General features: G+C 70.9%; 22 protein-coding genes and 1 pseudogene. 16 read left to right on the forward strand and 7 right to left on the reverse strand.

Features of this window, described 5'->3' with window-relative positions:
• Positions 1-50: 50 nt before the first annotated feature.
• A complete protein-coding gene (locus tag WME90_RS35915; RefSeq protein WP_437276572.1) occupies positions 51-1,481 on the reverse strand; it encodes a protein kinase in 1,431 nt (476 codons plus the stop codon).
• Positions 1,475-2,380 carry a hypothetical protein gene (locus WME90_RS35920; RefSeq protein ID WP_437276573.1) on the reverse strand — a complete coding sequence of 302 codons (906 nt, stop codon included), beginning with the start codon at positions 2,378-2,380 and terminating at the stop codon, positions 1,475-1,477. Before WME90_RS35920 ends, WME90_RS35915 begins: the two co-directional genes overlap by 7 nt.
• 584 nt (positions 2,381-2,964) lie before the next feature.
• Here WME90_RS35920 and WME90_RS35925 point away from each other — a divergent pair.
• Complete coding sequence (locus tag WME90_RS35925) at positions 2,965-3,786, forward strand: hypothetical protein (RefSeq protein ID WP_437276574.1); 822 nt, start codon at positions 2,965-2,967, stop codon at positions 3,784-3,786.
• Positions 3,787-4,219: 433 nt separating this feature from the next.
• On the opposite strand, the pseudogene WME90_RS35930 reads toward WME90_RS35925, so the two are convergent.
• From WME90_RS35930 to WME90_RS35950, 5 genes and pseudogenes are all read right to left on the reverse strand, one after another.
• Positions 4,220-4,429, reverse strand: a pseudogene (locus WME90_RS35930) (aquaporin); the annotation flags it as partial.
• Positions 4,413-4,886 carry an ArsI/CadI family heavy metal resistance metalloenzyme gene (locus WME90_RS35935; protein WP_437276575.1) on the reverse strand — a complete coding sequence of 158 codons (474 nt, stop codon included), beginning with the start codon at positions 4,884-4,886 and terminating at the stop codon, positions 4,413-4,415. The gene WME90_RS35935 and the pseudogene WME90_RS35930, both read right to left, overlap by 17 nt.
• Positions 4,887-4,931: 45 nt before the next feature.
• The gene (locus WME90_RS35940) at positions 4,932-5,228 is read right to left on the reverse strand and encodes an ArsR/SmtB family transcription factor (RefSeq protein WP_437283705.1); all 297 of its coding nucleotides are present in this window, start codon (positions 5,226-5,228) and stop codon (positions 4,932-4,934) included.
• Positions 5,229-5,353: 125 nt separating this feature from the next.
• Positions 5,354-5,635 (reverse strand): cupin domain-containing protein, encoded by a 282-nt coding sequence (locus tag WME90_RS35945; RefSeq protein WP_437276576.1) that lies wholly within the window; start codon positions 5,633-5,635, stop codon positions 5,354-5,356.
• Between the two features lie 72 nt (positions 5,636-5,707).
• Positions 5,708-6,610 (reverse strand): nucleotidyltransferase domain-containing protein, encoded by a 903-nt coding sequence (locus tag WME90_RS35950; RefSeq protein ID WP_437276577.1) that lies wholly within the window; start codon positions 6,608-6,610, stop codon positions 5,708-5,710.
• A 166-nt stretch (positions 6,611-6,776) separates the two neighbouring features.
• On the opposite strand from WME90_RS35950, the gene aroA reads away from it, so the two are divergent.
• The 15 genes from aroA (at position 6,777) to WME90_RS36025 (ending at position 23,371) form a co-directional block, all read left to right on the forward strand.
• Positions 6,777-8,153 (forward strand): 3-phosphoshikimate 1-carboxyvinyltransferase, encoded by a 1,377-nt coding sequence (gene aroA, locus WME90_RS35955; RefSeq protein WP_437276578.1) that lies wholly within the window; start codon positions 6,777-6,779, stop codon positions 8,151-8,153.
• A gap of 40 nt (positions 8,154-8,193) precedes the next feature.
• Complete coding sequence (cmk, locus tag WME90_RS35960; protein ID WP_437276579.1) at positions 8,194-9,006, forward strand: (d)CMP kinase; 813 nt, start codon at positions 8,194-8,196, stop codon at positions 9,004-9,006.
• Entirely contained in the window at positions 8,990-9,964 is a 975-nt protein-coding gene (locus WME90_RS35965) for a hypothetical protein (protein ID WP_437276580.1), read from the forward strand. Before cmk ends, WME90_RS35965 begins: the two co-directional genes overlap by 17 nt.
• Positions 9,965-9,968: 4 nt before the next feature.
• Positions 9,969-11,129: a hypothetical protein gene (locus tag WME90_RS35970; protein WP_437276581.1), complete on the forward strand. Its 1,161-nt coding sequence runs from the start codon at positions 9,969-9,971 to the stop codon at positions 11,127-11,129.
• Positions 11,095-13,113 carry a 30S ribosomal protein S1 gene (locus tag WME90_RS35975; protein ID WP_437276582.1) on the forward strand — a complete coding sequence of 673 codons (2,019 nt, stop codon included), beginning with the start codon at positions 11,095-11,097 and terminating at the stop codon, positions 13,111-13,113. Before WME90_RS35970 ends, WME90_RS35975 begins: the two co-directional genes overlap by 35 nt.
• Positions 13,114-13,302: 189 nt before the next feature.
• Positions 13,303-13,695, forward strand: coding sequence for a hypothetical protein (locus WME90_RS35980; protein WP_437276583.1), 393 nt, complete (start codon positions 13,303-13,305; stop codon positions 13,693-13,695).
• A 94-nt stretch (positions 13,696-13,789) separates the two neighbouring features.
• Positions 13,790-14,341 (forward strand): HIT family protein, encoded by a 552-nt coding sequence (locus tag WME90_RS35985; RefSeq protein ID WP_437276584.1) that lies wholly within the window; start codon positions 13,790-13,792, stop codon positions 14,339-14,341.
• Positions 14,338-15,801 (forward strand): AI-2E family transporter, encoded by a 1,464-nt coding sequence (locus WME90_RS35990; protein ID WP_437276585.1) that lies wholly within the window; start codon positions 14,338-14,340, stop codon positions 15,799-15,801. The genes WME90_RS35985 and WME90_RS35990 overlap by 4 nt, the downstream gene beginning before the upstream one ends.
• A 117-nt stretch (positions 15,802-15,918) precedes the next feature.
• On the forward strand, positions 15,919-16,866 hold the full coding sequence (locus tag WME90_RS35995; protein WP_437276586.1) for a hypothetical protein: 948 nt from the start codon (positions 15,919-15,921) through the stop codon (positions 16,864-16,866).
• Positions 16,867-16,990: 124 nt separating this feature from the next.
• A complete protein-coding gene (locus WME90_RS36000; protein WP_437276587.1) occupies positions 16,991-17,932 on the forward strand; it encodes a hypothetical protein in 942 nt (313 codons plus the stop codon).
• An 82-nt stretch (positions 17,933-18,014) separates the two neighbouring features.
• A complete protein-coding gene (locus tag WME90_RS36005) occupies positions 18,015-18,440 on the forward strand; it encodes an HIT family protein (protein ID WP_437276588.1) in 426 nt (141 codons plus the stop codon).
• A gap of 244 nt (positions 18,441-18,684) precedes the next feature.
• Complete coding sequence (locus tag WME90_RS36010) at positions 18,685-18,984, forward strand: hypothetical protein (RefSeq protein WP_437276589.1); 300 nt, start codon at positions 18,685-18,687, stop codon at positions 18,982-18,984.
• Between the two features lie 114 nt (positions 18,985-19,098).
• Positions 19,099-19,767 carry a carbonic anhydrase gene (locus tag WME90_RS36015; RefSeq protein ID WP_437276590.1) on the forward strand — a complete coding sequence of 223 codons (669 nt, stop codon included), beginning with the start codon at positions 19,099-19,101 and terminating at the stop codon, positions 19,765-19,767.
• A gap of 53 nt (positions 19,768-19,820) precedes the next feature.
• Positions 19,821-21,434, forward strand: a complete 1,614-nt coding sequence (locus tag WME90_RS36020; RefSeq protein WP_437276591.1) for a SulP family inorganic anion transporter — start codon at positions 19,821-19,823, stop codon at positions 21,432-21,434.
• Between the two features lie 332 nt (positions 21,435-21,766).
• On the forward strand, positions 21,767-23,371 hold the full coding sequence (locus tag WME90_RS36025) for an FAD-binding oxidoreductase (RefSeq protein ID WP_437276592.1): 1,605 nt from the start codon (positions 21,767-21,769) through the stop codon (positions 23,369-23,371).
• Positions 23,372-23,580: the final 209 nt, after the last annotated feature.

Consider the following 23,580-nt stretch of genomic DNA (forward strand, 5'->3'; position numbering starts at 1 on the left):
AGCGCTCGCGCCCATGAGCAGAAGAACGCATCGCATCGACAGAAGCCCTCCTAGTACATCGCAGGACCACAGCTAAAGTCGCCGGCCTCGCAGTACGGCCGGCGCAGCTCGGCCTTCACCGTCACGCCCGTTCGTTGCGTGTACGCAGCACGCGGGCGGCTGTCCGCCTCCTTCGAGTCGGTCCCTGCCGCCCCTTCCGGCGACGGCAAACGCCGCTGCCCAGACCGCGGCGATACTTGCTCCACCAGCACCGTCCCGAACTTCTCCGCGTGGGGCGCGATGGCAACCGGGCACGTAAGCGTAAGGTAGAGAGCGCTGGCGCACAGCGCGGCCGTTGCAGCGAGCGAAACGCCAAGGCGGCTCGCGAGTTCGCGGGGCGGCGCCACGACGGGGTCGCTTCGAACCATCATCGACTCTCCTCCAGGTTCCCGGCGAAGCGAGGGCAGCGGTGGCGTCACCGGCGCCTTCGGAGTGGGAGCGGTCGGCAATGGTCCGCTAAGCGGGGGGATCTGCGGCAGCGAAGGATCCTCGTCGCTCGACGGCGCGACCACCGGCGCCACCTCGGACGTCCGGGTGTCCGGAGCTTCCGTCACCGGCGCGGACGAACGCCGACTCTCGAGATGGGAGCTGCGTAGGGTCGACGGCATCTCACTGGCAATGGTGGTCTGCTCTGCACCGCGCCTCGGTGCCCGATCGAACGTGGGCCAGGCGTCCACGAGGCCCTCAAGCACCGCCATGAAGTGGCCCACGTTTCTGTACCTGCGGTGCGGGTCCTCTTCCAAGGCCTTCTCGATAGCGGCAGCCACCACCGGCGGTGTGTCGACGGGGATCGCGGGCCTGCCCCGCCGCGCCCCCAACGTACCTGCCTGATCGACGTCGAGCGACCGGCGGCAGAGGAGCTCATACAGCAGCATCCCGAGGCCATAGACGTCCGTCCGCGGCCTCACTCGGTCGCCGCGCAGCAACTCCGGACACGCCACCAGCGGCTCCCGAGCGGCCTCATGCGGCTCGATCTGGAATAGCCCGACCAGACCGAACTGGCTGATGCTGTAGTCCCGCCTCGACGTGATGAACACCCGGTCGGCCCCGAGCGCCCCATGGCACGCACCCAGCGCGTGGCACCGCTGGATCGCGCAGGCGACCTCGATAACCATGTGCAGCGCAGTGACCCCGAGATCCACCCCGCGGGTCGCGTCCGTGATGCGAATTCCATCGCTTCGCCGGTACGCGGCCCAGGCAGAGAGGCCGCCAGCGTCACCGTAGAGAACGGGCTCCACCTGCGGAACCGCTCGCGCGACCTCCTGCAGGCGCTGGAGCTCGGCCGCGAAGGCCGTCCGGTCCATCCGTTGACCCTCGCGCAGATGCAACCAGACGATCGCGCCCTCGCCGCCGACCTGTTGGGCGAGGAACGTGCGGACCATGCCGTCATGGACCTCGTTGAGGATCCGGTGACCTTCCCAGACGGTACCAGGCTCTACCACGAGAACTGCACCTCCGCGCCAGCCGCGCGCGCGCGGATCTGGGCGCCACTCGGCAGCACCGCAATCGCAACAGTCGCGGCTCCCAGCGCGGTACCTGCAACGAGGGCTGCTGTACTGATGTGCTGCTTCGCCTCAATGGCGTGCAAATCCTCCACCAACTTCGGATTTTCAGCCGAGAGGGGCTTACACATCTCCTCCCGCAAGGCGCTGTCATCGATCGATGCTACGATATGCAGCACGATCCCCGACACCAGGAGCGCGCCCGACGCAGCGGAGCCTGTATAAAGAAGCCACGGCGCCGGTGGGTTTGCCGGTGGTGCCGACAATCCCGCCACCGTCGCCTTCAACGGAGCGACTGCGCGCACGCTCGCCGGTTCGGCGCTCAACAGAACAACACGCGATTCTCTCGCGGTGACGTGCACCAGGGAGCGTATCTTGCGGCCATCCGCCAACATCGCTGTGACCTCGTGCTGCCCTGGCGCGACGTAGATCTGTCCGCTCTCGTCCACGAGGCGCCCGTCCACGAGCACGGCCGCCGCCCCGACGGGCGCGAACACGTGGAGCTGCGCGACCTCGAGCCGCGCCGCCGCCAGGTCCACATGCCGCGTGTCGTGGAGCCGCCGCTCCCTGGGCGTGGCCGGCGGGCGCATCTCCTGCACACACCGCGTGAGCTCCACCACGGCGTCCACCCAGCGCCCGAGCCGGCGGTCGAGCTGCCCGAGCTGGCAGATCCCCACCGTGGATCGCTCGATATCGTAGATCTGCGCCCACAGGTCGCGAGCGCGCGCGACGTCGAGCCGCTCCAGGGCGGCCTCTGCCTCCTTGATCAAAGCTGTCACGCGCGGCGAACGTGGGGGCGGCTGCGCGGCGAACGCTGGATCGAGCGCGAGGAGGAACATCGCGACGGCCACCACGTGCGACCAACAGATGACCAGCGCAGAACGCAGCAAAGCGCACCTCGGCCCTAAGAAGGGGACCGATGCCGCGCCGGCCCAATCCGGCGCGGTACCGCCTTTTCAGCTCGGCCTCGGCCGGAGCGGCGTCCATCCCTCGGGCACACGTGCATTAACATAGGTCTGCCTGCGCTTTGAATCCCCCACAGGCCGAATTTGCTCTCGCGAACGCATTACAAATCGAGCCCTCAAATTCTCACCAAATCGCCCTCCTGGGCGGGCGAAGTGCACCGGCACGGAGCGCGCCTCTGGTGAGGCGGAGCGCGCCTCTGGTGAGGCGGGGCGCGCCTCTGGTGAGGCGGAGCGCGCCTCTGGTGAGGAAGAGGGCTCTCTTGGAAAGGAGAGGGCCTCTCTCAGGAGACGAGCACACGCCCTGGCCGCCCCTCCGGGCTCGCCGGAGCGGCCCGGGGGCGACCGGCGATCCTCCGGCCGCGGAGCAAGATCACGACGGCCGTCGGGGCGCGCGGGACGTTGCACCCGGCCAACGCGGGACCGAAACTCGGAGCGCCCCTGACAAAGGAGGGTATCTCATGGGTCTTCGTAATCTCAGCCCCCAGGCGATGGTCAACATCTCGGGCCCCTGGCTCGATCCGGAGCAGGATCGGAAGGTCTTCACGTCGCTGCCGCTGCTCGCGCCGCTCCTGCCCGCCGTCGAGGAGGCGCACGGCCGGATCCTCACCACGCAGCGGCTCGGCTCCAGCCTTGAGCAGCAGGCGAAGGCGCTCATGGAGAAGGCCCTCGCGCTCGACGCCACGCACGATCGCAAGCTCCGCGGGGCGTACAACTTCCTCGGCGCGCTCGCCGAGATGACCGACGATCCCGCGCTCGCGGCGGCGATCCTCGACCTGCGCGACCGGCTCGCGCCGGCGGGGCTCAGGGCCGTCTCGCGGAGCTACGGCGACCAGGCGGGCGACGCCAAGCTGCTCCCGTCGCGGCTCGACGACGCCTCGGAGAAGCTGCTCAAGAAGCTGAAGACGCCCGAGGGACCGCTCGCGCAGGTGGTGGACGCCTGGGTCGCGGCCGCGCTCGAGATCGAGAAGGTGGAGGCGCAGCGTGAGCAGCTCGCGCTGAGCGCCCCGTCGAACACCGACGGCGCCACGCCCCGCGAGGTGGTGAACGCCCGCAACGCCTGGATCCGCACGGTCCGGGCCGTCGAGACGAACCTCGCCCTCGAGAAGGCAGCGACCGAGGAGATCGCCGAGCGCCTCCTCGGCCGGCTGCACCGCGAGTCCGCCCGGGCCGACCGGCGCGCTCGCAAGGGCGGCGCCGAGGGCGCTGCCGCGACCGCGCCGGCCGACGACGCCGCGCCGCCCGCCGCCGGCGACGACGACGATTCCTTCGACGGCGCCTGAGCCGGGCGCTCCCGATCCCGCGGCGCGACGGGTCCCCCGCGCCGGGGCGCGCGCGCGGTACGCGGAGCAAGACGGCCTGCTCGATCCGCGGCCCTCCACCCCATGAAAGTAAGATAACTTCCCTTATTCGCCGCCCGCCTGCGGGTACACGGCTGTCCACTCGCGCGAAATGGGTGGCGGGCGGCGATTTCGGTAAGATGTCTTACGCTGAATCGCCGCCGGGTGGCGATCCAGCGTAAGACATCTTACTTCAAAGCGCCGCCTGGCGGCGATTTCTCGTAAGACATCTTACCTCGAAGTGCCACCCGGCAGCGATCGCCGGCAGTCCGCCTGCGCCGAGGCGCCGCCCGGCGGCGATCCATGGTAAGATATCTTACTTCTAGACGCCTCCCGGCGGCGATCGCCGGCAGTCCGCTTGCGCCGAGGCGCCACAGAAGTGCGCGCCGGAGATGGCCCCGAAGGTCAGGATGAGCGCCACCAGGGCGGCCCCCGTCGCGATCGTGTTCGCGAGCAGGGCGATCGCCACGTTCCCGCCGGCGAGGCGCTCGGCCATGATCCCCGACCCGACAACGGTCGCGAGCAGCAGGGCCGTCCCGAGCGCCTCGGCGACGGCCCTGCGGGTGAGATCAGCGCGCGGCGGCATCACCCTGCTTGGACGGGACGCAGCACCCGGGCGCGCAGCACGCGGCGTCGCTCTTCGAGGGCATCGCGGGCTGACTCCCCATCACGGCCGCGTCGCCCTTGACCACGAACACCTCCCACGAGTTGCCGTCGGGGTCCTCGATCCAGACCTTGTCCTGCACGGCGTAACAGCAGGTCGTGTCCTCCTCCGTGAAGGTCTCGAGCTCCGCGGCCTCGAAGCGGCCCTTGGCCTCGAGCACGTCCTCCGTGCTCGCTACCTGCACGCCGAAATGGCTCGCGTTGACGCCGGTACGCGGCGCCTCCTGCATGGTGAGGTTCAGCGAAGGCGACGCGAGGTCGAACTTCGCGTAGCCGGGGCGACGCTTCGTGGCACCCACGCCAAAGGCCTTCTCATAGAACGCGACCGAAGCGTCGATATTGGAGACGTTGAGCGAGATATGAGGCTTGAGGACATTCATCGTGCGCCTTCCTTCCAAAAAAGTCGAAATAGAGGGCAAAAAAAATCAGCAGCAACCCTTGCCGCGCTTGCAGCAGTCCTCCCACAGGTACGCTGTGAGGACACGGAGCGCCTCGTAGTCGGCGCTGTAGTAGTGAAACGTCCCTTCCCCGCGTGTCCTCAGGACGCCGGCATCGACGAGCCGCTTCAGGTGATGGCTCAGGGTCGAGGCGGCCAGTCCGACGTGCGCCTGGATGTCGCCGGCGGAGGCGCCCTCGGCGCCGGCCTGCACCACGAACCGCAGGACCGAGAGCCGCACGGGGTGACCGAGCGCGGCGAGCTGTTCGGCGTGGCGCTCGAGCATCGACGGCACGCCTTACTTCTAAGAATGTCGAAGCATCGGCGCAAGCTCTTCTTCCAAATAAATAAAAATACGAGCTGGTGCCCTGAAGAAAGAGAGCGCTGTAGAGCTCGGCGCCGCGGCCGCGCTCAGCCGAACCGGTAGTGCTTCCGCACCGGCGAGCGCACCTCCCAGGTGCAGCTCAGCCCCTCGGGGAACGTCACCAGATCCCCCGCCTGGATCCGCACCGGCGCGCCGCCGCCCTCCGCGGGCGTCACGATCACGTCGCCCTCGAGCAGGTAGCAGATCTCCCGCTCGTCGTAGTGCCACGAGAAGGTCGACACCTCCTTCGTCCAGATGGGCCAGCCGCGCGCCCCGAGCTTCGCCAGCTGCTCTTCCGACGGACCGTGCTCCAGCTTGATCGACTCCATGGCTCCTCGTCCTCGCTCGACGCACCGCCGGGCCCGCTGCCGCGGCGCCCTCCGCGATCGTCGCGGCGGATGCTAGCAGCTCGGCCCGTCACGGCGGCACAGGTCGCGCACCTCGCGCGCGATCACCTCCATGCGCCCGAGGCTCGCGAGCAGCGCCTCCGCGCCCTCGCCGGGAGCGGCGAGCGCCGCCTCCACCCTGTCGGCGAAGCGCTCGGGACACAGCGGGAGCGACCGCGTCCTGGACAGGGCGCCCTTCTCGTTCGAGAGGTAGCGCTCGTTCAGCGCGAACAGCACCTGCACCAGGCAGGCCGCGGCGCGGAACAGGCAGCCGCTCACGTAGAGCACATCGCCGCGCCTCGCCGCCTTCGTCGCGGTGTCGATGGCGAAGCCGGACTCCCACAGGAACCTGTCGAGGAGCGCCCGCCGCAGGGCCGGCGGATAGGGCGTCACGAGCGCCTTCAACGGAGCCAGCACGCCCCGCGGATCGAAGAGCGGCCGGCAGTCGTGGATGTCGGCCAGGTAGTTCGAGCTGAGGTAGCCGTGAGGGTGCCCGGGCTGGTAGTCGCACGTCACCTGCCCCTCCCGGCACTCCCCGATCAGGCGCCGCACGCGCGCGAGATCGCGGTACAGCCAGTCGACCCGGTGCCCCTCGATCTCGAGCCACGCGCCCCCGTTGATCCAGGGGCCCCAGGCGCCGGGCGGCGTGACGATGTCCTCGGCGGCGCTCGTGTGGAGCTCCCGCGCGAGCGCCGCCACGTCGCCCTCGGCGCTGCCCCCGCTGAGCTCCCGCGCGAGCGCGCGCAGCGCAGCGAGGTCGGGCGGGCTCTCCGGCTCGTAATAGAGGCCCAGATCGAGGTCCGAGTCCGGGTGGCCCGCGCCGCGAGCGCGCGATCCGCCCAGCACGACCGCCACCACACCCGAGACCGCGCCCAGCCGAGCCGCCACGCGCGCCGCCACGTCCAGTGCCTCGTCCATCCCGCCTCCTGTCGACCCCTGTCGACCCGCCGCGACCGCCGACCGTAGCATCGAGGCGCTCCCCCCGGCGGCCCGCCGCGCGCGCAGTCGGCGGCCCGCCCGCGCACAGCCGCCCTCGGCGCCCCGCCCGCTGTGCCTGCGGCCGCCGTTCTGCTACACGGCACCCGTGCCCGACCTCATCGTCCATCCGGCGGAGCGGCCGCTCATCGGGAGCGTGCCGGTCCCTGCGGACAAGAGCATCGCCCACCGGGCCCTCCTCCTCGCCGGGCTCGCCACCGGGCAGAGCCGCATCCGCGGCGGGACGCTCGGCGGCGACGTCCTCTCGACCGTGGGCGCGCTGCGCGCCCTGGGCGTCCGCGTCGAGGAGCCGTCGCCGGGCGACCTCGTCATCCACGGCGCCGGGCTCTCCGGCCTCCGCGCCCCCGACGGCCCCATCGACTGCGGCAACTCCGGCACCACGATGCGCCTCCTCGCGGGCGTCCTCGTCGCCCAGCGCTTCGCCGCGCGGCTCGTCGGCGACCCGTCGCTCTCGCGCCGCCCCATGGAGCGCGTCGCGAAGCCGCTCCGCCTCCGCGGCGGGCGCATCGAGGGGCAGCTCGATCCGCGCAAGATCGGCGAGATCACCGCGCCGCTCGACGTCGGGCCGCTCCCCGAGCCGCACGTGCTCTCGTCGATCGAGCACGAGATCCCCGTCCCCTGCGACCAGGTGAAGAGCGCCCTCCTCCTCTCCGGCCTCTTCGCCGACGGCCCCACGTTCGTGCGCGAGCCGATCGTCTCGCGCGATCACACAGAGCGCATGCTCACCGCGCTCGGCGTGCCGATCGACTCGGTCGGCGCGATGGTCTGCCTCGACGCGACCCGCTTCTCCGGCGCGCTCCCGGCGTTCGAGCTCGACGTGCCCGGCGACCTCTCCGCGGCCGCGTTCCTCGTCGCCGCCGCGCAGATCGTGCCGGGGAGCCGCGTGACCGCGCGGCGCGTGGGCCTCAACCCGACGCGCACCGGCCTGCTCGAGGTGCTGCGCGACATGGACGGCGGCGTCGCCGTCGAGATCAAGGGAGAGGCCCTCGGCGAGCCCACCGGCGATGTCCACGTCGCGTTCGGCGCCTCCGGCGCCGGCCTGCGCGGCGGGCGCGCGGGCGGCGAGCTCGCGTCGCGCGCCATCGACGAGCTGCCGATCCTGCTCGGCCTCGCCGCGCGGGCGCGCGGCCTCACCGAGGTGTTCGACGCGCGGGAGCTGCGCGCGCAGGAGACCGACCGGATCGCGGCCATGGCCTCCGTGCTCGGCGCCTTCGGCCTGCGCTGCGAGGAGCGCACCGACGGGCTCCTCGTCGAGGGCAGGCCCGACAGGCCGCTCGACGCGGCCGACGTCGACAGCCGCGGCGATCACCGCATCGCGATGACGGCCGCCGTGCTCGGGCTCGCCGCGGGCGGGCCCACGCGCGTCCGCGACGCGGGCTGCATCGCGACGAGCTTTCCCCTCTTCGTCGGGACGCTGCGCGCCCTGGGCGCGCGCATCGAGGTCGAGGGCGCCCGCGCCGCGTGAGCGCGCGATCGGGGAGCGGGACACAGGAGGAGGAGCGCAGGTGACCGAACGGCAAAGACAGGACGACGCGCACCACCTCCCGACCTGGGGCGAGCCGCGACGGCTGCGCGTCGCGATCGACGGACCGGCCGGCGCCGGCAAGGGCACGGTCGCGCGGGGGCTCGCCGAGCGGCTCGGCTACCTGCTCGTCGACACCGGCGCGATCTACCGCGCCGTCGCGCTGGCGGCCCGCCGCGCGACCCTCGCGTGGGAAGAGGAAGGCGCGATCGGCGCGCTCGCCGAGGATCTCGCGCGCGGCGGGCGCATCGCGCTGGAGCGCAGCCCGCACGGCGTACCGCCCGACTCCTCCGCCCCCCCGCCCGAGAACGCCCCGGCCAACTCGAGCCTCGGGGGCAGCGGCATGCGCGTGCGCCTCGACGGAGAGGACATCTCCAGCGAGATCCGCGCGCCCGAGATCAGCCTCGGGGCGAGCCGGGTCTCGGCCATCCCCGCGGTGCGCAAGGCGCTGCTCGCGATGCAGCGGCAGGCCGGCGCGGGCGGCGGCGTCGTGCTCGAGGGGCGCGACATCGGCACCGTTGTGTTCCCCGACGCCGAGGTGAAGTTCTTTCTCACCGCGCCGGCCGAGATCCGCGCGAAGCGGCGGTACGACGAGCTCGTCGCGCGCGGCATGACGGTCAGCTTCGAGGCGACGCTCGCCGACGTGCTCCGCCGCGACAAGGCCGACAGCGAGCGCGCCGTCGCGCCGCTCCGCAAGGCCGACGACGCGATCCTCGTCGACTCCGGGCACAGGAGCCCGCAGGAGATCATCGACGAGATGACGAACCTCGTGGAGATCCGTGCGCGCGGCGGCTGAGGTCCGCGCCGCCGTCGCCGCCGTCCTGCTGGCGCTCGGCGTCCCGGCCTGCGGGGACGCCGCGGGCGGCCACCCCACGCGCGACGCGGCGAGCCCCGCCGGCCCGCGCGTCGTCCGGCGCATCGAGCCGGAGGATCTCCTCCCGGCCGATCTCGATCTCGTCGTGCGCGTCGACGTCGCCCGCATGCGCGCCGGCCTGGGCCAGGCGGCCTCGGACGAGCTCGCCCGGCGCGCGCTCGACGAGGTGCCCGACGAGGCCCTCGAGAGCGCCCTCCAGCGCGCCGACGTCGTCTGGCTCGGCCTGCGGCTCGCCGATCTCGAGGAGGGCGATCGCGTCGTCGTCCTGGAGGGCCGGATGGCCGGGCTCGCGCCCGATCCCGGCCGCTGGGAGGCGGCGAGAGCGGCGCAGGAAGGCGTCGCTGTCGACCGCGTCACCGTCTTCGATCGCCGCGGCGGCGCCGGCGGCGTCCACGTCGCGTCGCGCGCCGACACGGCGCGGATCATCGCGCTCGGCGATCGCGCCGTCGCGCTCGTGTCGGCGGTCGAGGTGAGCAGCGTCGCGCGCGTCCTCCGCGACGGCCCCGACGCGCGCCGCGGCGATCCGGCCGCCGACGGGCTCGTGAGCCTCGACCTGCGCGCGCGCCGCCTGCCGCCCTACCTCGCGCGGCGCTTCCCGTCGCTCGGCGCGCTCGTCGCCGGCGTCGCGCGCGTCCGCGCCGTGGCGTCCCTCCACGACGACGGCGTGCGCCTCGACGTGGAGCTCGTCGGCGTCGACGCGGCCGGCGCGGCGCACGCGCGCCGGTTCCTCGAGGTGCTCCGCGACAACGTCGAGGATGTACGTTACGCAGATCTCATGAAGGCGCTGTCGATCGAGCAGGTGGAGGACACCGTGCGGCTCCGCTGGCTCTTCCCCGCGCCCCTCGTGCTCGCCCTGCTGTCCGGGCGCTCCCCCGGCTAAGCCGATGCCTGACACCCTGATCGAAGAACCGATCCGACCGACCGTGACCGACGACCTCGCTGCGCCCACGCCGGCGCCCGAGGCGGACCCCGCCGCCGCGGACGCGCGCCCCACGCCGCCCGGCGAAGGCGCGCCCGCCGCCCCGCGGCGCCCGGGCCGCCCCCGCGGAGCCGCGTGCCTCGTGCTCGCGATCGCGCTCGCCGCGTTGCTGGCCGGCGCAGCGCTCGGCGTCTACTTCCTCTTCTGGCGTTATGTGCCGACGGCCCGGCAGCACATCCCGGGCGACGCGAACATCGTGGTCCGCCTCGAGACCGCCGACCTCGCGCTCTTCGGCCCCGTGCGCCAGCACTTCCTCCCGCTGCTCGACGGGGCGCCCCAGGACGCGTCGCGAAAGGCGCGCATCGAGGCGGCGACCGGCCTCGATTTCCCCTCGGATCTGCGCGAGATCGTCGTCGCGTCGACCGACGCCGCGAGCTGGGTCGCGCTCGCGGGCGGGCGCATCCCGAAGGGCCGGTTCGTCGCCGGCATGGAGAAGGTCGCCCGCGACGAGGGCTGGACCGGCGTTCGCCGCGAGGGCGAGCTCCTCGTGCTCGGGCCGCGCGCCGTGCTCGGCCAGGCCGACGACGGCACGCTCGTCCTCGGCACGGACGCCGCGATCGTGAGCGCCGCGCTGCCCGCGTCGCCCGAGTTGGACGAGTGGCGGCGCCTCGATCTGCCCGAGCAGGGCGCCGTCACCTTCGCGCTCACGAGCGCCGCGTGGTCCGGCGCGGCCACCGCGGCCTCCGGCGTGCTGCCGCGGGCCGGAGCGCTGTTCCGCCGCATCGCCCACGCCTCGGGCGCCCTCACCCTCGGCGCGGAGCCCGCGCTCTCGATGCGCCTCGCGCCCGCGCCGGGCGAGGCCGCCGCGGCGCTCGCGCCGGACACCCAGGCGTTCCTCGGCAGCCTCAAGCTCGCGCTCGCGCTGCTCCCCGACGTCGCCGGCGCGGGCGCCGCGATCGAGGGAGCCCAGGCCCAGGCGCAGGGCGAGCTCGTCGAGATCCGGACGAAGTGGCCCTACGAGGGCCTCGATCGCGCCTGCGCAGAGCTCGCACACCGCGCCCGCGCCGCGCGCGACGCGCGCAGCGCGCGCGATGTCGGAGGAAACGCGCCGGCCGCCGCCCCCTGAGATCGCTCGGCTTTGGGCGGGCGGGCACATCCTTCCCACGAAAACGAACGGGACCTACAAAAACCTCTGGTGGCTCGGTCGTTGCATTGACAGAGGCCCCTCCTCAGACTACAGGCTCGCCTCTCCCGAGGGGCCGGGTGCATCGGTACGCGTGTGCCTGCCCCTCCGCCGCTCGTGCGTGGCACCTAGGGTCCATGCCTACGCCCGCGCGGCGAATCCCAGGGAAGGAAAGGAAACAAGAACGAACAACATGACTAGTAACATCCATATGGAGGCTGGCTCGTCCGGGGCGAGCATGGAGAGCTTTGCCGCGCTCTTCGAACAGAGCGTGGAAGGGGGCGATTTCGCGCGTGAAGGAGAGATCATCTCCGGCACCGTGGTCGCAGTGAACCGCGACTCCGTCGTGGTCGACATCGGCGGCAAGAGCGAGGGCGTGATCGCGCTCCGCGAGTTCGCGGACGCCGCTGGCCAGAGCGCCGTCAAGGCGGGCGACAAGGTCGACGTCTACATCGAGAGCCGGGAGAACGACGACGGCCTCGTGACCTTGTCGAAGGAAAAGGCCGACAAGATGAAGGTCTGGGATGAGATCTCGAACGCCTGCGAGGCGGACGAGCTCATCGAGGGCACGATCAGCCAGCGCGTGAAGGGCGGCCTCTCGGTCACCATCCGCGGCGGCGTGAAGGCCTTCCTCCCGGGCTCTCAGGTCGATCTCCGCCCGATCCGCAACTTGGACAAGCTGATCGGCCAGACCTACAAGTTCAAGGTCATCAAGTTCAACAAGAAGCGCGGCAACATCGTGCTCTCGCGGCGCGTGCTCCTGGAGCGCGAGCGCGACGAGATGAAGGCCAAGACGCTCGAGACGTTGACGGAAGGGATGACCGTCAAGGGGACCATCAAGAACATCACCGAGTACGGCGCGTTCGTCGACCTCGGCGGCATCGATGGCCTCCTCCACATCACGGACATGTCGTGGGGCCGCGTGAACCACCCGAGCGAGGTGTTCCAGGTCGGCGACGAGGTCCTCGTGAAGGTCCTCAAGTACAACGCCGACACCGAGCGCGTCTCGCTGGGCCTCAAGCAGACCCAGGAAGACCCCTGGAACCACGCCGAGGAGGCGTACCCCGCGGGCAAGAAGGTCCGCGGCAAGGTCATGTCGATCACCGACTACGGCGCGTTCGTCGAGCTGGAGCCGGGCGTCGAGGGCCTCATCCACGTCAGCGAGATGAGCTGGACCAAGAAGGTCAAGCACCCGTCGAAGCTGCTCGAGGTGGGCCAGGAGCTCGAGTGCCAGGTGCTCGAGGTGGACGCGCGCGCGAAGCGCATCAGCCTCGGTCTCAAGCAGCTGGAGCCCGATCCGTGGATGCTCTTCACGGACAAGTACCACCCCGGCGACAAGATCGCGGGCAAGGTCCGGTCGCTCACCGACTACGGCGTCTTCGTCGGGATCGAGGAGGGCGTCGACGGCATGGTCCACAAGAGCGATCTCTCGTGGTCGGTGCGCGTCAACAACCCGAGCGACCTCTACCACAAGGGCGATGACGTCGAGGCGATCATCCTCTCGATCAACCACGACGAGAAGAAGGTCTCCCTCGGCATCAAGCAGCTCTGGGACGATCCGTGGCCGAGCATGCTGACCGAGTACCCGCCCGGCCGCGTCCTCGACGACGCCCAGGTGGTGAGCATCGTCGACTACGGCGTGTTCGTGCGGCTGCGCGAGGGCGTCGAGGGGCTCATCTCCCAGGGCGACGTGCAGGAGCCCGAGGAAGGCAAGCTCAAGGTCGGCGACAAGGTGAAGGCCGAGATCTCGTCGCTCGACACGGTCGATCGCCGGCTCTTCCTGACGATGAAGAACATCGGCATGGAGCGCCCCGCCCCGGTCCGGCAGCAGCAGCAGAAGCGCAAGGACGACGACGACAAGCCGGTGGCCGGGACGATCGGCGATCTCATCAAGGAGAAGTTCGGCGCCAAGCTCGACCTGAAGTGACGTTGCCCGGCGCGCGGTGGCTTTGACGCCGCCGCGCGCCAGGCGCTCACCCGCCGCACGTCAGGTGCGGCGGGCCGCGGGCGCCCCGGTGCCCTCGGCTCGCCGTGTGGACCCGATGTCGACGAGAGGCGAGGCCCTTCCCAGGGTCTCGCCTCTTGCTTTTTCCGCGAGGCCGCGGACGATGCCGCGATGAGAGGCCTCCTTGCGCGCTCCGCCCTCGCGGCGCCCGTCCTCGCCGCCCTGGCGCTCAGCGCTCCTCCTGCCCGCGCCGACGGCCCCCGCGCCCGCGCCGCGGCCGCCGACCCGTGGTTCGGCGATGACAAGGCGCGCCATTTCTGCGCGTCAATCGCCCTTGCCGGCGGCGGGTACGCGCTCGGTTCGTTCGCGACCAACGACGTTCGGCACCGGCTCGCGGTCGGGGCCGCGGTCGCGCTCGGCGCCGGCCTGGCGAAGGAGGCCTTCGACGCCGCCGGGTACGGCACCCCCTCGGTGCGCGACCTCGTCTGGGATGTGCTCGGCACCTCCGCCGGGCTTGGCCTCTCGCTCTGGTTCGATCTCGGGGCCACGCCGATCCAGTTCTGAGCCCGCGCCGGCGGCGCAGCGGCGGAGCGCGCGACGGGATGACGAGCAAGCGGTGGTCCCGCGCGCGTTGCCGCCGTGCTAGCGTCTCCGCGACATGGGTAACCCCCTGTGGGCGCCCTGGCGCATCGAGTACATCCTTGCGCCGAAGGGCCAGGCCGACTGCATCTTCTGCGGCATCCCCCGCGCATCCGAGCAAGAACAGCGCGACCGGCTGGTCGTGGCGACGACCCGCCGCGCGTTCGTCATGCTCAACCGCTACCCGTTCGCTTCGGGCCACCTCCTCATCGTCCCGCACGCGCACGTCGCCTCGCTCGACGCGCTCGATCCGGCCGACCACGAGGCGCTCTTCCGCCTCGTGCGCGAGTCGGCGACCCGCCTGCGCGCCGCGCTCAAGTGCGAGGGCATGAACGTCGGGATCAACCTTGGCACCGCGGCGGGCGCCGGGATCGCCGAGCACCTGCACGTCCACATCGTCCCGCGCTGGCCCGGCGACACGAACTTCATGCCCGTGCTCGCCGACGTCCGCGTCGTCCCGCAGGCGCTCGAGGCGACGCGCGACCACCTGCTCGGCTTCTTCGCCGACCTCCCCACGTCGCTCGTCGACGAGGGCACCCACGGGCGGGCCGCGCGCGGCGAGGCCCTGTGAACGAAGGCCCCTCGCGGCGCACCGTGTTCTTGACGGTCAGCGCCGTCCTCACGGCGGCGCTGCTCATCGCCTCCCACGCGGTGCTGCTCCCCTTCGTGCTCGCGCTCGTCGTCGCTTACGTGCTCACGCCGGCGGTCCTCCGGCTCGAGCGCGCGCGCGTCCCGCGGTGGGCGGCGATCCTCATCGTCTACGCGCTCGTGCTCTCGGGGATCGGGGGCTTCTTCGCCCTCAGCGTCCCGCGCCTCATCGCCGAGGGGAAGGCGCTCACCGCCGAGGCGCCGCGCCTCGCCGCGCGCCTCCGCGAGGAGTACCTGCCCGCGCTCGACGCGCGGCTCAACCGCTGGTCGGGCCACGAGCCGCCGGCGACCGCGCCCGCCCAGGAATCCGATCAGGCCGCGCGGCCGCCCGACTCCACCGCGGCCCCTGGATCCACCGCGGCGCCTGGCGGAGAGGAGGGCGTCGAGCGCCCGCCGATCCGCGTCTTGCCCGCGCCCGACGGCTCGTTCGACGTGCAGATCGCCGACGACATCGAGGTCCGCGAGACGCGCGACGGCGTCTGGCAGATCACGCAGGCGCGCCCGAGGCACCGCGGGCTCTCCAGCGTGAACATGCTCCAGGAGGGCTACGAGAAGGGGGCCACCTACCTGAAGGAGAACTCGCTCGCGGTCCTCCGGATCGGGCAGGCCATCGCGACGGCCATCTCGCGCGGCATCTTCAACCTCTTCATGACGTTGATGCTCGCCGGGTACATCATCCTGACGCACGAGAAGATCCTGCGCTTTTTCCGCGAGCTCTGGCATCCGACCTCGCGCGACTCGTTCGATCGGTTCCTGCGCCGGCTCGACCGCGGGCTCTCCGGCGTCGTCCGCGGGCAGCTCCTTATCTGCCTCGTCAACGGCGTCCTCTCCGCGATCGGCTTCTGGCTCTTCGACCTCAAGTACTGGCCGATCCTCTCCGTCCTCGCGGCGGTGATGTCGCTGATCCCGATCTTCGGCTCGATCCTGAGCTCGATCCCGGCGGTCCTCATCGGCCTCACGCAGTCGTTCGGCACGGCGGCCGGCGTCCTCGCGTGGATCGTGGGCATCCACCAGCTCGAGGCGAACTTCCTGAACCCGAAGATCATCGGCGACTCGGCGAAGATCCACCCGGTCCTCGTGGTGCTCGCGCTGCTCGTCGGCGAGCACTTCTTCCAGATCACCGGCGCGCTCTTCGCGGTCCCGTGCCTCTCGATCGCGCAGACGATCTTCCTCCACTTCCGCGAGTCGACGCTGGGCCTCGCCGATCCGACGGCCACGATCCCACCGTCGCGCGGCGCCCCGATCATCGCCCCCGCCATCGAGCCGCTCCCCCCGCTGCGCGGCTTCGAGGCGGCCCGCCCGGCCTCCACGCCCGTCCCCTCCCCCGAGCCCGAAGCGGACCCCACGGCGCGCCGCAGCGACCCCGACCCGGCCGCGAGCTAGCCCGCGTCGGCCCCCCCGGGGGCCGGCCAGCCCGCCCGTCCGCCTCCCCTGGCCGCTCCCCCGCAAGCCGGCTATGAGACCCCGCGCCTCGCCCAGGAAATCAGCTCCACGACCTCGATGAAGACCCCCGGCAAACCCACCCCGAAGAAGCAGAGCCCCAAGCAGCAACGCGAGCAGGCCATCGCGGCCCTCCGCAGCGGAAAGCCCGCGGCCGACCCGCTCGCCCAGCTGAACCCGCGCTCGCTCGCCATCCGCGTCGGCATCCCGGCGCTCATCGTCTGGGCCATCGCCCTGGCCATCCCGGGGATCTGGCCGAAGGTGGTCGCCGGCGTCCTGACGGTCATCGTCGGCGGCGTCATCGTCTGGGCGCTGCGCTTCGCGACCCGCACGCGCGCCGTCGCGCAGATCGTGCAGACCGCCGACTCCGCCGAGGCCCGCAAGGACGCGATCGCCAAGCTCGACACGGAGTTCAAGAAGGACGACACGGCCGCGACCTTCGCCAAGGCGCAGCTCCAGATGCAGGAGGACCCGCGGGCCGCGCTCCGGACGCTGGAGACCATCAACCTCGACAAGGTGATGGCCCCGATGGCCGACGAGGCGCGCGCCCAGCGCGGCATGATCCACCTCATCCTGAGCGAGACGGACGAGGCGCGGGCGCTCGTCGACAAGATCGACATGACCCGCCACAAGGAGCCGAGGATCCGCGCCATGATGGCCGCCATCGTCGGCGAGGCGTGGGCCCGGACCGGCCAGGCCGGGAAGGCGGTCGAGCTGCTCGAGACCTTCGATCCGAACGACGAGGCCTTCTCCGAGCTCAAGCCGCAGCTGCTCCGCTCGCGCGCGTTCGCGTACGCGTGGGCGAACAACACGAAGCAGATGAAGACCACGCTGCGGAGCCTGAGCGCGCTCAACCCGCAGTACCTGAGCGGCTTCGTCACGAAGAAGAAGAGCCCCATGGGCGTCCCGCCGCGCGGCGTCCACCCGATGCTCGAGAAGGAAGCGTTCGAGATGCTGATGCGCTCGGGCGCCATCCCTCGCAAGATGCAGCAGGTGCGGCGCGGCTGAGAGGCGGGCGGCCGAGGCCGGCCTGCAAAGCGCGCAATCGTCGAGGCGCCGCGGCGCCGAGCCCGCCCGCCGGGAGCGGCCCCCTTGACGCGAGGCGCGGCGAGCGGCTCAGATGCGCGCCCTCATGAGAGGGACCGCGCTGCTCTACAGCTCCCATAGCCGCTGCAACTTCATCCACGACCACTACATCGCGCAGCGGGCCCTCTCGGGTCGCGACAACAAGCGCATCCTGTTCCTGCCGATGTCGGAGGCGCCGCGCGACGGCAACGAGCGCGACCGGCAAGAGTTCGCGTACGGCAACTTCAGCTGGTTCTTCCGGTTCTACGAGCGCTTCGGCCTCGAGCACGTGCCGTTCTACTGGACCAGCGACCTGCGCAAGGAGGACGTCGACGTCCTCTGGCACTACCTCGCGACGTCCGAGGTGGTGATCCTCGGCGGCGGCTACAGCACGACGGGGCTCTGGCGCTACAAGCAGCTCGGCGCGATGTTCGACGGAGAGCCCGGCAAGTTCGGGCGCATCCTGCACGAGCGCCGGCAGCGCGGCCTGCTCACCGTCGGGTTCTCCGCCGGGGCCGACCAGCTCTGCCAGCACCTCTTCCGCCGCGTGTGGGACAGCCCCGGCGACAACGACGCGTTCGGCCTCGCGCGAGACACGCTCGTCACGCTCCATCACGAGCCGAGCCGCAACGGCGACCTCTGGCACGCCGCGCGGCGCATGCCCCGCTGCTTCGTCTTCGGGCTCCCGAACGACTCCGGGATCCAGGTGGACTGGGGTGTGCTCCCGTCGGGCAACATCTGGCTTGTCTACGAGCTCATCATCGACACCTCGTGGGACGATCCCTCCGACGCGCTCCACATCAAGACGCGGCAGGGCGCGCTCATCGACCACTTCGACCACACGGGCCGCCACTGGGCCTTCCACGGCGGCGACCACATCGTGCGCGTCACGTCGCAGGACGGCAGCTTCGACCGGGCCTGGATGACGGCCGGCGGCCGGCTCCTCGACTACTGGACGCGCGAGCCTGCCGCCTACAGCTCGATCGACAGCATCCTCGCGAGCCACTGAGGATCGCGCGGCCGCGCGCCGCTGCCCGAGCCGCCGGCATTGACACGGGGCAGGCGGAGCGCCATCCGATGCGAGGCCCGCCATGCCCGCCCGCCCTTGCGTGTTCTGCAGCATCGCCCGGGGCGAAACGCCGGCCTACATCGTCCTCGACGAGCCGGAGGTGACGGCGTTCCTCGATCACCACCCGCTCTTTCCCGGCCACTGCCTGCTCATCCCGCGCGCGCACCACGAGGTGCTCACCGACATTCCGGCGTCGCTCGTCGGTCCGCTGTTCACGACCGCGCAGCGCCTCGCGCGCGCCGTCGAGTCTGCGTGCTCGGCGGAGGGCTCCTTCGTCGCCATCAACAACCGCATCAGTCAGAGCGTCCCCCACGTGCACATCCACGTGGTCCCGCGCCGTCAGAGGGACGGTCTCAAGGGCTTCTTCTGGCCTCGTTATAAATATACGGGTGAGCACGAGATGTGCGGCTTCCGCGACGCCATCGTGACGGCATTGGCAGCGGGTTGAATTCTGTCGCAGGTACCGGTATCTGGACGTGGCGCCGTGCTGGCTCGGCCGCGAGACGTCCGTCCCTGATCGGGACATTCTGCCCCACAGGGTCTGCACCTCGTTGCATCTTGCGATAAGCCGAGACCGCTGCCAGGTTAGGGAATAGACAGGGCGCTTCTCTGGTTCCCGCGGCCGACGGCCTCTCACCCCTCGAACGATGCTGGGTCTCCGGTCATTTTTCCCTCGGATCGCGCTGCTCTTCGTGCTGATCCTCGCCCCCCTTACGCTGGGACGGGCGAATATCAGCATCACCGAAGCCAGCAACTCCGATGTTTCGGGATCGTTTCGTACCGGAGCCAGCGAGAACGACGCGGGTGTCTTCGAGGCCTTGCAGCCGCCGCTCCGCGACGCGTCCCATCGTTCGGTCGCCTCGCGCGCGGCGCCGCGCGCCGGCGTGGCGCGGCCGCGCGCCGTTCTCGTCGCCGATCTGCGGCCTGTCCGCATCCCGTCCCCCGTCCCCCACCCTCCCCTGCGTCGTCCTCCACCACGCTTCCTGAACTGACAGGCTAGCTCCGCAGCTGAGTCCGCTCGCGGTCCGGCTCGGAGTCGCTGGAATCGGAGGTGTTCACGACGATCGCCGCGCCGGAGAGGCGCGGTCAACGAGAGGGTTTATTCCATGCAGAAGCTCGCTGACGGGTTGCACAAGTTCCATGCCGAGGTGTGCGCCACACATCAAGACCTCTTCCGCCATCTGGCGAGGGGTCAGCGGCCCGAGGCGCTGTTCATCACGTGCTCGGACAGCCGGATCAACCCGAACCTCATCACGCAGACCCAGCCGGGCGACATCTTCATCGTGCGCAACGTCGGCAACATCGTGCCGCCGTACGGTGCCAGCAACGGCAGCGAGTCCGCCGCGATCGAGTTCGCGGTCGCGCACCTCGGGATCAAGCACATCATCGTCTGCGGCCACACGCACTGCGGCGCGATGCGCGGGCTGCTCGATCCCGGGGGCCTCGACGAGCTGCCGGCGGTCAAATCGTGGCTCCAGCACGCGGAGCTGACGCGCCGCCTGGTGCAGGAGAACTACCCGCACATCGAGGGGGAGGATCGGCTGACGATCACGGTCGAGGAGAACGTGCTCGCCCAGATCGAGAACCTCCGGACGCACCCGACGATCCGCGCGCGGCTCGCGCGCGGCGAGCTCTCTCTCTACGCCTGGGTCTTCAAGATCGAGACCGGACAGGTCTTTCAATTCGAGGCTTCGACCGGCCAGTTCGGGCCGATCTGCGAGGCGGCGCCCCCGTCGGCGCTGCCGGAGACAACCGTCTACCGGCGGGCCGTCTGAGCGCCTGTTCGTCGCCGATCCACGTCTTAACTCGAATCGAGAGGGCCCGTTCGATGCAGCTTCCGAATACCGTCCATGCAGGCGCCGGGGTGAATCACGCCGGCACCGTAGAGCTTAGTTCCGAGAGCCCGGGTGCGAGCCGGGAGTCACCGCCCGCGGAGAGCGCGCCGCCGCTCGACCCGCGCCTCACCGCGAACCTCAAGTACGATATCCCCGCCGGTCTCGTCGTCTTCCTCGTCGCCCTGCCGCTCTGCCTGGGCATCGCGCTCGCGTCGGGGGCCCCGCTCCTCTCCGGCATCGTGGCCGGCATCGTGGGCGGGCTCGTCATCCCGCTCGTCAGCCGCGCTCAGCTCAGCGTGAGCGGCCCGGCGGCGGGGCTCGCGGCCATCGTGCTCGCGGGCATCACCAACCTGCAGAGCTTCCAGGCCTTCGCGATGGCCGTGGTCATCGGCGGCGTCCTGCAGCTCGCGCTCGGCGTGCTGAAGGCCGGCGCGATCAGCCACTTCTTCCCCTCCTCGGTCATCAAGGGGATGCTCGCGGCCATCGGCGTCCTGCTCATCCTGAAGCAGCTCCCGCACGCCGTCGGCTTCGACAAGGACAATTTCGCCTCCGAGTCGTTCAAGGCCGACGGCGGCAACACCTTCACGATGCTCGGCCAGGCGGCGCAGGCGATCGAGTGGGGCGCGTTCCTCCTCAGCGCGATCTGCCTCGCCATCCTGGTCGGGTGGGAGAAGTCGCGCCTCGCGAAGATCTCCTGGCTTCCCGCGCCCCTCGCCGCCGTGCTCGTCGCGACGCTCGGCAACGAGCTGTTCAAGGCGGCGATCCCGTCGCTCGCCCTGGAGCAGAAGCACCTCGTGACGCTGCCCACGGGCGACCTTGTCAGCGCGCTCCAGCTCCCGGACTGGTCCGCGATCCTGCGGGCCGATGTGTGGGTGCTCGGCGTGACGCTCGCGATCGTGGCCAGCCTCGAGACGCTGCTCAACCTGGAGGCGGTGGATCGGATCGATCCGTGGCACCGCAAGTCGCCGCCGAACCGGGAGCTCGTCGCGCAGGGGCTCGCCAACATGCTCTCCGGGTTCGCCGGCGGTCTCCCGGTCACGTCGGTCATCGTCCGCAGCAGCGCGAACACGAACGCCGGCGCGCGGACGCGGGTCTCCGCCTTTATGCACGGCGCGCTCCTGCTGCTCGCGGTGGTCTTCGCCGCGGGGCTGCTCTCGCGCATCCCGCTGGCGTGCCTCGCGACGATCCTGCTCGTGACCGGCTACAAGCTGGCCAAGCCCAAGATCTTCGCCGAGATGCACCAGCTCGGCTGGAACCACTTCATCCCGTTCGTGGTGACGATCGCGGCCATCGTGCTGACCGATCTGCTGAAGGGCATCGCCATCGGCCTCGCGGTCGGCGTCCTCTTCGTGCTGCGGGCCCAGATGTCGCGCGTCTTCGACGTGATCCACGAGGGAGCTCGCGTGACCATCCGGTTCAACAAGGCGGCCTACTTCTTCACCCAGGGCAAGCTCGTCACGCTGCTCGAGCGGCTGCCGAGCGACACCCACGTGGTCGTGGACGCCCAGGGCGTGTCCTACGTCGACCATGATGTGGCGGAGCTCGTACGGCGCTTCCAGCAGTCGGCGCGCCGGCGAAATATCCACGTCGAGCTTCGCGGCTTCTAGAGCGACACTCACCCGCTGCGGATACGGGCCCACCTCGGCGCTTTCGGTGCTCGGCGTACTGGAGTACGCCTGCGCGCCGAAAACGCCGATCTGGGCCCGTCTCCTGTGCGGGTGAGCGTCGCTCGGCAACGGGTTTGGGGGGAGCGTCGCTCGGCAACGGGTTTTGGGGGGGGAAGGTCGCTCGGCGACGGGTAGCGCATCCGGTGGAGCGCAAAAGAGAGGGCTTATTTGGCCGGGCGGGGCGGTTCGAGCGAAGCTGACCGGATGCGCGCTGCTCTCGATTGGGCCGGTACGAGGGACGAGGGGCACCGCCACCCCTCGTCGGGTTGAACGTGGTCGCTCGATTCGTAGGTGAACCGCCTTCGCGCTCACCCCGCGAAAAGGAAGGCGGCGGCGCCGGGCTCGCGTACGTCGGGGGGGCACCGCCGCCGCCGCGGCTCGACGAGATCCCATGGAGGCCGCTCTGCTGGCTCCAGGGTTATGGCGGGCTGAACTGGTCGTGCGGAGACCTGTACAGCCCGGCGTCGGTCGAGGAGCTCAGGGTGCTGTTCCGCATGGCGAAGCGGACAGGGCGCAGGATCACGTTCCGCGCTGGAGGCCAGTCGTTCGATGGGCAGGCGCTGAACGACGACATCGTGATCTCGATGGAACGCTTCAGGTCGATCGAGATCGACACGGAAGGAGCGCGGATGACCGTGGGCGCCGGCGCCACCTGGGGAGCCATCGCCCGCGAGCTCGCCGCCCAGGGCTTCGTGCCGTACACCGTCGTCTCGACGAGCCACGCCACCGCAGGAGGCACGGTCTCGGGGGACTGCCTCTCCCGCTTCTCGGGCATCGCCGGCAAAGAGGGCTACTACGTCGAGCGGCTCTCCCTCCTCTCCCTCGACGGACAGCTGCTCTCCCTCAGCCGCGACGAGGCCACGAGCGCCCTGTTCCACGCGGTGATCGGGGGGCTCGGCTACCTCGGCGCGGTGATCGACGTCACGTACCGCATCGCGCGCATCGCCCCGGCAGGGACGCCGATCCGGGTCGTCACCCAGGCGACGCGCTGCACCTCGCTCGAGGAGCTCGCCAGAGCGCTGCTTCCGCGCGCGGAGCTGCTCCTGCGCTCCGAGGGAGGCACCGCGGACGAGGACGGGTGGATCCCCGAGGCGCTCTTCTCCATCGCCTTCCACACCCTCGAGGGGAGCAGGAGCATCGTCCTGCGGTCGCGGTACGTCTCGGGGACGTCGCACGAGCTCCGCCCGCTGCTGACCCATCGCCCCCGGCACGTGCTCCGCGTGCCGATCGAGTGGCTGATGCGCGCGTCCGTGGTGAGCCGGGGCATCTGGACGCTCATCGACCGCTTCCTCTTCGATGTCTCACGCCCGTACGTCGATGAGCTCATGGGCTACCTGTTCTTCATGGACGGCAACGTCCGCGCGAAGCGCATCGCGCAGGCCCTCGGGATGGCGATGGTCACGGTGCAGCAGGCGTTCATGATCCCCTACGACCCGGCCGCCCCGGAGGACAGCCTGGGCCGGCTCATCGACTTCCTGGGCAAAGTGGACGAGATCGCGACCCGAGACGGAATCCCGCCGCTCCTGCTCGACGTGCTCCACATCCAGGGCGACCGGTTCCTCCTCTCGGCCAACCACGGGATCGACGGGTTCGCGGTGACGCTCGCGTTCGAGGCCTCGGAGGAAGAGAGCGTCCACCGGATCCGCCTCCGCCTCTGCGAGCTGAGCGCGCGCGCGCTCGAGCTCGGCGGCCGCGTCTACCTGGTGAAGAACGTCCACGCGACAGCGGAGCAACTCCAGGAGATGTACGCCCACGCGCTCCCGGAGTTCGTCCGCCTGAAGCAGCTCGTCGATCCCGACGGGCTCCTGCGCAACGAGTTCCTCGAGCGGGTGTTCCCCGCGCACTTCGGCGCGACGCCACGGCTCGCCCGCCCGTGAGCGCGGCGCGCTGGGGGACGGACACCCTCCCCGCTTTCCGCTGAGTTCAGGGCGCGAGGACGGCGCGCGGACGCGCGAGAGACGGAAGCGGGCGGCGCGGCGAGATAGAGAGAAGAATCCTTTCCGCGCCCACCCCGGCTCGGCCTTCGCTGCTCGCCGAACGACAGCCCGGACAGCGGTGGTGAATCGATGGTTGGGATCTTGCACCT

This window comes from Sorangium sp. So ce375, assembly GCF_051473855.1.
Taxonomy (GTDB): domain Bacteria; phylum Myxococcota_A; class Polyangia; order Polyangiales; family Polyangiaceae; genus Sorangium.